Source organism: Streptomyces sp. NPDC057543 (genome assembly GCF_042801895.1).
GTDB lineage: Bacteria > Actinomycetota > Actinomycetes > Streptomycetales > Streptomycetaceae > Streptomyces.
Genome location: NZ_JBHVFF010000373.1, coordinates 1 through 6,938, shown reverse-complemented (window position 1 = coordinate 6,938; position 6,938 = coordinate 1). Strand labels below are relative to the sequence as shown.

Genomic DNA, 6,938 nt, shown 5'->3' with positions numbered 1-6,938 from the left:
GTCACGCGTCACGCGTGCCCGGCCGCGGTGCGACGTCCGTACCCCAGGCTCAGCCGGTGACCTCGACGGCGGCGAGGTTCTTCTTGCCCCGGCGCAGCACCAGCCAGCGCCCGTGCAGCAGCTCCTCACGGGCCGGTGCGCTCTCGCCGTCCGTGACCTTGACGTTGTTCACGTACGCACCGCCTTCCTTCACCGTGCGGCGCGCACCCGACTTGCTCGGCGCCAGACCGACCTCCACCAGGAGGTCCACCAGCGGACCGAGCTCGGTGACCTGCGCGTGCGGCACCTCGGACAGCGCGGCGCTCAGCGTCGCCTCGTCCAGCTCGCCGAGCTCGCCCTGGCCGAAGAGCGCCTTCGACGCCGCGATGACCGCGGCGCACTGGTCGCCGCCGTGCACCAGCGTCGTCAGCTCCTCGGCCAGCGCGCGCTGCGCCGTCCGGGCCTGCGGACGCTCCTCGGTGACCTGCTCCAGTTCCTCGAGCTCCGCGGGGGTGCGGAAGCTGAGGATGCGCATGTACCGGGAGATGTCCCGGTCGTCCACGTTCAGCCAGAACTGGTAGAACGCGTACGGCGTCGTCATCACCGGGTCGAGCCAGACGGCCCCGCTCTCGGACTTGCCGAACTTGGTCCCGTCCGCCTTCGTCATCAGCGGGGTCGCCAGCGCGTGCACCTCGGCACCCGGCTCCAGCCGGTGGATCAGGTCGAGACCCGCGGTGAGGTTGCCCCACTGGTCGCTGCCGCCCTGCTGGAGGGTGCAGCCGTGGCGCCGGTACAGCTCCAGGAAGTCCATGCTCTGCAGCAGCTGGTAGCTGAACTCGGTGTAACTGATGCCCTCGTCGGACTCCAGCCGCCGGGCGATGGAGTCCTTGGTCAGCATCTTGTTGACGCGGAAGTGCTTGCCGATGTCCCGGAGGAACTCGATCGCGGACATGCCCGCGGTCCAGTCCAGGTTGTTCACCATGATCGCCGCGTTCTCGCCCTCGAAGGACAGGAACGGCTCGATCTGGGACCGCAGCCGCGACACCCAGTTGGCGACCGTCTCCGGGTCGTTCAGCGTGCGCTCGGCGGTCGGCCGGGGGTCACCGATCTGACCGGTGGCCCCGCCCACCAGGGCGAGCGGCCGCAGACCGGCCAGCTGGAGCCGGCGCATGGTGAGCACCTGCACCAGATGGCCGACGTGCAGACTCGCCGCGGTGGGGTCGTAACCGCAATAGAACGTGACGGGACCGTCCGCGAGAGCCTTGCGCAGTGCGTCCTCATCAGTGGACTGGGCGAACAGCCCACGCCACTTCAGCTCGTCGACGATGTCCGTCACGGTTCCGTGTCTCCTCAGCTACGTGTATCGAAAGGCAACAGCCAGTCTAGGGCCTGCCCTGCGGATCATGGCCGGGGTCGCGACGCCTGGCACGGCACCTCGCGGCGTTGCCGAAACGCCCGAACAGCTCCTTCCCCAAGCTCTCAACTCCGTTCGAGCAGGGGAGACCCCGACGTCAGGACGCTCCGGCGCCTTGCGACGCACGGCACCGGACACCGCGCCCTGTCCGGCCCTGATCCGCCGGACAGACCCTGGGCGGGTCACACGCCCGCGCTCACCGAGCTCATGTTGAAGTCCGGGATCCGCAGCGCGGGCATGGCGGCCCGGGTGAACCAGTCGCCCCACTCGCGCGGCAGCGTCTTCTCCGTACGGCCCGCTTCCGTGGCCCGGGACAGCAGATCCACCGGCGACTCGTTGAACCGGAAGTTGTTCACCTCGCCGACGACCTCGCCGTCCTCGACGAGATACACCCCGTCACGGGTCAGCCCGGTCAGCAGCAGCGTCGCCGGATCGACCTCCCGGATGTACCACATGCACGTCAGCAGCAGCCCGCGGCCGGTCGTCGCGGCCACCATCTCCTCCAGCGACCGCTCACCGCCGCCTTCGAGCAGCAGATTGTCGATCGCCGGCGCAACCGGCAGCCCGGTCAGCCCCGCCGTGTGCCGGGTGGTCGTCAGGTGCTCCAGCCTGCCGTCCCGGATCCAGTCGGTCGACGTCAGCGGCAGACCGTTGTCGAAGACGGAGGCGCCGTCCCCGGAGGCATGGGCGATCACGAACGGTGCCGACTCCAGGCCCGGTGCGTGCGGGTCGCTGCGCAGCGACAACGGCAACTCGGACAGGGTCTCGCCGAGCCTTGTCCCGCCGCCCGGCTTGGAGAACACCGTCCGGCCCTCCGCGGCGTCCCGTGCCGTCGACGACCACAGCTGGTAGATCAGCAGATCGGCCACCGCGGTCGGCGGCAGCAGCGTCTCGTACCGCCCGGCGGGCAGCTCGATACGGCGCTCCGCCCAGCGCAGCCGCTGCGCCAGCTCCGCGTCGAGCCCGGCCGGGTCGACATCCTTGAAGTCGCGGGTGGAATGACCCGCCCAGGTCGACCGGGTCCGGTCGGGGGACTTCGCGTTGAGCTCCAGCGTCCCGTTCGGTTGGTCGTGGCGCAGCCGCAGCCCCGTCGACGTACCGAGGTATGTGGAGGTCAGCTGGTGGTGGGCGAAGCCGTAGAGCTCACGGCCACCGGACCGGGCGCGGGCGAACGCGTCGCCGAGCGCCGGGGCGAACTCCGCGAAGACGTCCGATCCCGTCTCGGCCGGCGCGTCCGCGAAGTCGGGCGAGACGGGCACCCCGCCGACCAGCGGCTGCGCGTCCTCCGCAGGCCCGGCGGCCCCGCGCGCGGCGGCCTCGGCGGCGCGCACCAGCGGCTCCAGATCGTCGGCGGTGACCGCGGACCGCGACACCACCCCGGACGCGGTGCCCTGCGCGCCGTCGACGGTCGCGATGACGGTCAGGGTCCGCCCCCGCGTCACGCCGTTCGTCGTGAGCGCGTTGCCGGCCCAGCGCAGATTCGCGGACGACTCCTCGTCGGCGATGACCACACAGCCGTCGGCGGTGGACAGTTCGAGCGCCCGCTCGACGATCTCGTGCGGCTTGCTGACGCGGTTCATCGTCCGGCCTCCTGCGTCGTGTTGAGACTGTGCTGTCCCGGGTGTCGACCCCTGGACCCCCAGCCGGTTCCGTGGTGACCGCTCACCGTCCGGCCTCCTGCGTCGTGTTGAGACTGTGCTGTCCCGGGTGTCGACCCCTGGACCCCCAGCCGGTTCCGTGGTGACCGCTCATCGTCCGGCCTCCTGCGTCGTGTTGAGGATGTTCACGCCCCGGAAGAGGGCGGAGGGGCAGCCGTGCGAGACCGCCGCGACCTGGCCCGGCTGGGCCTTGCCGCAGTTGAAGGCGCCGCCCAGGACGTACGTCTGCGGGCCACCGACCTTCTCCATCGAGCCCCAGAAGTCCGTCGTCGTCGCCTGGTACGCGACATCACGCAGCTGACCGGCCAGCCTGCCGTTCTCGATCCGGAAGAACCGCTGCCCGGTGAACTGGAAGTTGTAGCGCTGCATGTCGATCGACCAGGACCGGTCGCCGACCACATAGATCCCGCGCTCCACCCCGCCGATCAGATCCTCCGTGGACAGCCCGCCCGGATCCGGCCGCAGAGACACGTTCGCCATCCGCTGTACGGGGACATGGCCCGGCGAGTCGGCGTACGCACACCCGTTGGACCGGCCCAGACCCGTCAGCTTCGCGATCCGCCGGTCCAGCTGGTACCCGACCAGCGTCCCGTCCTTGATCAGGTCCCAGGACTGCGCCTCGACCCCCTCGTCGTCGTACCCGATGGTCGCGAGCCCGTGCTCGGTGGTGCGGTCGCCCGTCACATTCATCACGGGGGAGCCGTACGCCAGCTTCCCCAGCCGGTCGAACGTGGCGAACGAGGTCCCGGCATACGCCGCCTCGTACCCCAGCGCCCGGTCCAGCTCGGTGGCGTGGCCGATCGACTCATGGATGGTCAGCCAGAGATTCGACGGGTCGACGACCAGGTCGTACGTCCCCGCCTCGACGCTCGGCGCCCGCATCTTCTCGGCCAGCAGCCCGGGAATCCGCTCCAGCTCGTCGTCCCAGTCCCAGCCGGTCCCGGTCAGGTACTCCCAGCCGCGGCCCACCGGCGGGGCGATCGTCCGCATCGAGTCGAACTCACCGGTGGTCCCGTCCACGGCGATCGCGGTGAGCTGCGGATGCAGCCGCACCCGCTGCTGGGTGGTTACGGTGCCCGCCGTGTCCGCGTAGAACTTGTTCTCGTGGACGGTCATCAGCGAGGCGTCCACATGCGCGACACCCTCCGCGCCCAGAAGCCGGCTGCTCCACTCGGTGAGCAACCCCGCCTTCTCCTCGTCCGGTACGTCGAAGGGATCGATGTCGTACGCCGAGACCCAGGTCCGCTCACCGTGCACCGGCTCGTCCGCCAGTTCCACCCGCTCGTCGGACCCGGCCGCCGCGATCACCTTCGCCGAGAGCTTCGCCATGGCGACGGCCTGCGAGGCGACCTTCGCCGCGGCGTCCATCGTCAGATCCACGCCCGACGCGAACCCCCACGCTCCACCGTGCACCACACGCACCGCGTACCCGAGGTCGGTGGTGTCCGAGGTCCCGGCGGGCCGGGCGTCACGCAACCGCCAGGACGCGCTGCGCACCCGCTCGAACCGGAAGTCGGCATGCACGGCCCCCAGCGCACGCGCGCGGGCGAGCGCCGCGTCGGCGAGGGCCCGCAGGGGCAGGGCCAGGAATGACTGATCTACCTCATGAGGCATGTAGTACTCCGTCTTTTCGGCATGTGTCCGCAGTGAACCATGCCGTGCGTCGAGGGCGACCGGCCATAGGTTTCCCCGGACGAGCGCGCCGGGCTCGTCCAACCGGTTCGGCGTGGGCCACCCGAGTCCTGGACCCGATCGCGGTGCCTCGAACGGAGTTGCATCTCCGGTGAGATGGCGTCTCGGGCAAGCCGCCCCGACCGATCACAGGTCGCCGTCGATCACACCCGCCCTGAACGCGGCCCACCCCGAGGCCGTGAAACGCAGGGGGCGTGCGGGGTCCTTCGAGTCGCGTACGGCCTTTGCTCCTCCGGGGAGGTTGGCGACTTCTGCGCAGTTGTTCTCGGCTCCACCGGCAGAGCACCTGCGCCAGGCCGCGATCGAGAGGTCGCTGTGCCCCGCTCGTCGCGCAGGGGCAGAGCAGGCTGAAGCCGGCCACGACGGCCGAACTCGACCGTCTGCCGGTCTGTGCGCCGCCGGTCGCTCGACGTACTCATCGGTTACGACAAACGGATGCTGGAAGTTGCCGAGAGCGTCGGTCTGCCTGTCGAGGCGCCGGGCTCTCGCCGAGGTGTACGCCGGCGTGGGAAACGTTCGGTCGGGGTGGACACTGTAGGAACCCCACAGTGCCTGGCGGAAGGCGCTGTCAGGGGCCGATTGCTCGCGGAGCGGGTGGTACCGATAGGTTTTCGAGGTACCAGACCGCTATCGAAAGGGTGATCCGTTGAGCCGCTCGGTTCTCGTCACCGGAGGAAACCGGGGCATCGGCCTCGCCATCGCCCGCGCTTTCGCCGACAACGGCGACAAGGTCGCGATCACGTACCGCTCGGGCGAGCCCCCTCAGATCCTCACCGAGGCGGGCGTTCTGGCCGTCCGGTGCGACATCACGGACGCCGAACAGGTGGAGCAGGCCTACAAGGAGATCGAGGACAAGCACGGCCCCGTCGAGGTACTGGTCGCCAACGCCGGTATCACCAAAGACCAGTTGCTGATGCGGATGTCCGAGGACGACTTCACGTCCGTACTCGACACCAACCTCACCGGCACCTTCCGGGTCGTCAAGCGCGCCAACCGCGGCATGCTGCGCGCCAAGAAGGGCCGCGTCGTCCTCATCTCCTCCGTCGTCGGGCTCCTCGGCTCGGCCGGGCAGGCGAACTACGCCGCCTCCAAGGCCGGTCTGGTCGGCTTCGCCCGGTCGCTGGCCCGTGAGCTCGGTTCCCGGAACATCACTTTCAACGTCGTCGCACCCGGTTTTGTCGACACCGACATGACGCAGGCGCTCACCGAGGAGCAGCGCAAGGGCATCGTGTCCCAGGTGCCGCTCGGCCGCTACGCGCAGCCCGAGGAGATCGCCGCCGCGGTGCGCTTCCTCGCCTCCGACGACGCGTCGTACATCACTGGAGCCGTCATCCCTGTTGACGGCGGATTGGGCATGGGTCACTGATCACCATGAGCGGAATTCTCGACGGCAAGCGCATCCTCATCACCGGTGTGCTGATGGAGTCGTCCATCGCTTTCCACACCGCCAAGGTGGCCCAGGAGCAGGGTGCCGAGATCATCTTGACCGCCTTCCCGCGGCCCACGCTGACGGAGCGCATCGCCAAGAAGCTGCCCAAGCCGGCCAAGGTCATCGAGCTGGACGTGACCAACGCCGAGCACCTGGACCGGCTCGCCGGTCTGGTCAAGGAGGAGCTCGGTTCGCTCGACGGCGTCGTCCACTCCATCGGCTTCGCGCCGCAGGACGCGCTCGGCGGCAACTTCCTCAACACCCCGTTCGAGTCCGTCGCCACGGCGATGCACGTCTCGGCGTTCTCGCTGAAGTCGCTCGCAATGGCCTGCAAGCCGCTGATGAGCGAGGGCGGCTCGATCGTCGGCCTCACTTTCGACGCGCAGTTCGCCTGGCCGCAGTACGACTGGATGGGCCCGGCCAAGGCCGCGCTGGAGGCCACCTCCCGCTACCTCGCCCGTGACCTGGGCAAGGAGGGCCTGCGCTGCAACCTGGTCTCCGCCGGACCGCTCGGCTCGATGGCCGCCAAGTCCATCCCGGGCTTCTCCGAGCTCGCCGAGGTGTGGAACACCCGCTCCCCGCTGGCGTGGGACATGTCCGACCCGGAGCCGGCCGGCCGTGCCATCGTCGCGCTGCTCTCGGACTTCTTCCCGAAGACCACGGGCGAGATCATCCACGTCGATGGTGGCGTGCACATGATGGGTGCCTGAACCCGCGCCGACAGGCTGTGACACGGCCGCGTACCGCCTCTGAGCAGGCGGTACGC

General features: G+C 69.7%; 6 protein-coding genes. 2 read left to right on the top strand and 4 right to left on the bottom strand.

The window, feature by feature from the left end; genetic code table 11:
• Positions 1-49: 49 nt before the first annotated feature.
• The 4 genes from tyrS to ACFU8Q_RS37335 form a co-directional block, all read right to left on the bottom strand.
• Positions 50-1,315 carry a tyrosine--tRNA ligase gene (gene tyrS, locus ACFU8Q_RS37350; RefSeq protein WP_384463345.1) on the bottom strand — a complete coding sequence of 422 codons (1,266 nt, stop codon included), beginning with the start codon at positions 1,313-1,315 and terminating at the stop codon, positions 50-52.
• A 260-nt stretch (positions 1,316-1,575) separates the two neighbouring features.
• Positions 1,576-2,973: a metallopeptidase TldD-related protein gene (locus tag ACFU8Q_RS37345; protein ID WP_384463342.1), complete on the bottom strand. Its 1,398-nt coding sequence runs from the start codon at positions 2,971-2,973 to the stop codon at positions 1,576-1,578.
• Positions 2,974-3,141: 168 nt separating this feature from the next.
• Positions 3,142-4,665: a TldD/PmbA family protein gene (locus tag ACFU8Q_RS37340; RefSeq protein ID WP_384463339.1), complete on the bottom strand. Its 1,524-nt coding sequence runs from the start codon at positions 4,663-4,665 to the stop codon at positions 3,142-3,144.
• A gap of 204 nt (positions 4,666-4,869) precedes the next feature.
• The gene (locus ACFU8Q_RS37335; protein ID WP_384463348.1) at positions 4,870-5,046 is read right to left on the bottom strand and encodes a DUF397 domain-containing protein; all 177 of its coding nucleotides are present in this window, start codon (positions 5,044-5,046) and stop codon (positions 4,870-4,872) included.
• 343 nt (positions 5,047-5,389) lie between these two features.
• Between ACFU8Q_RS37335 and fabG the strand changes: the two genes are divergently transcribed.
• Together fabG and fabI are read left to right on the top strand one after the other, a co-directional pair.
• On the top strand, positions 5,390-6,109 hold the full coding sequence (gene fabG / locus ACFU8Q_RS37330; RefSeq protein ID WP_266745396.1) for a 3-oxoacyl-[acyl-carrier-protein] reductase: 720 nt from the start codon (positions 5,390-5,392) through the stop codon (positions 6,107-6,109).
• Positions 6,110-6,114: 5 nt separating this feature from the next.
• Positions 6,115-6,882 carry an enoyl-ACP reductase FabI gene (gene fabI / locus ACFU8Q_RS37325; protein ID WP_384463336.1) on the top strand — a complete coding sequence of 256 codons (768 nt, stop codon included), beginning with the start codon at positions 6,115-6,117 and terminating at the stop codon, positions 6,880-6,882.
• The last annotated feature ends 56 nt before the right edge of the window (positions 6,883-6,938 follow it).

What these genes read in the sequence shown, in the direction of transcription:
- ACFU8Q_RS37345 (WP_384463342.1), bottom strand. Translation starts at nt 2,973, where the DNA reads ATGAACCGCGTCAGCAAGCCGCACGAGATCGTCGAGCGGGCGCTCGAA.
- ACFU8Q_RS37340 (WP_384463339.1), bottom strand. Translation starts at nt 4,665, where the DNA reads ATGCCTCATGAGGTAGATCAGTCATTCCTGGCCCTGCCCCTGCGGGCC.
- fabI (WP_384463336.1), top strand. Translation starts at nt 6,115, where the DNA reads ATGAGCGGAATTCTCGACGGCAAGCGCATCCTCATCACCGGTGTGCTG.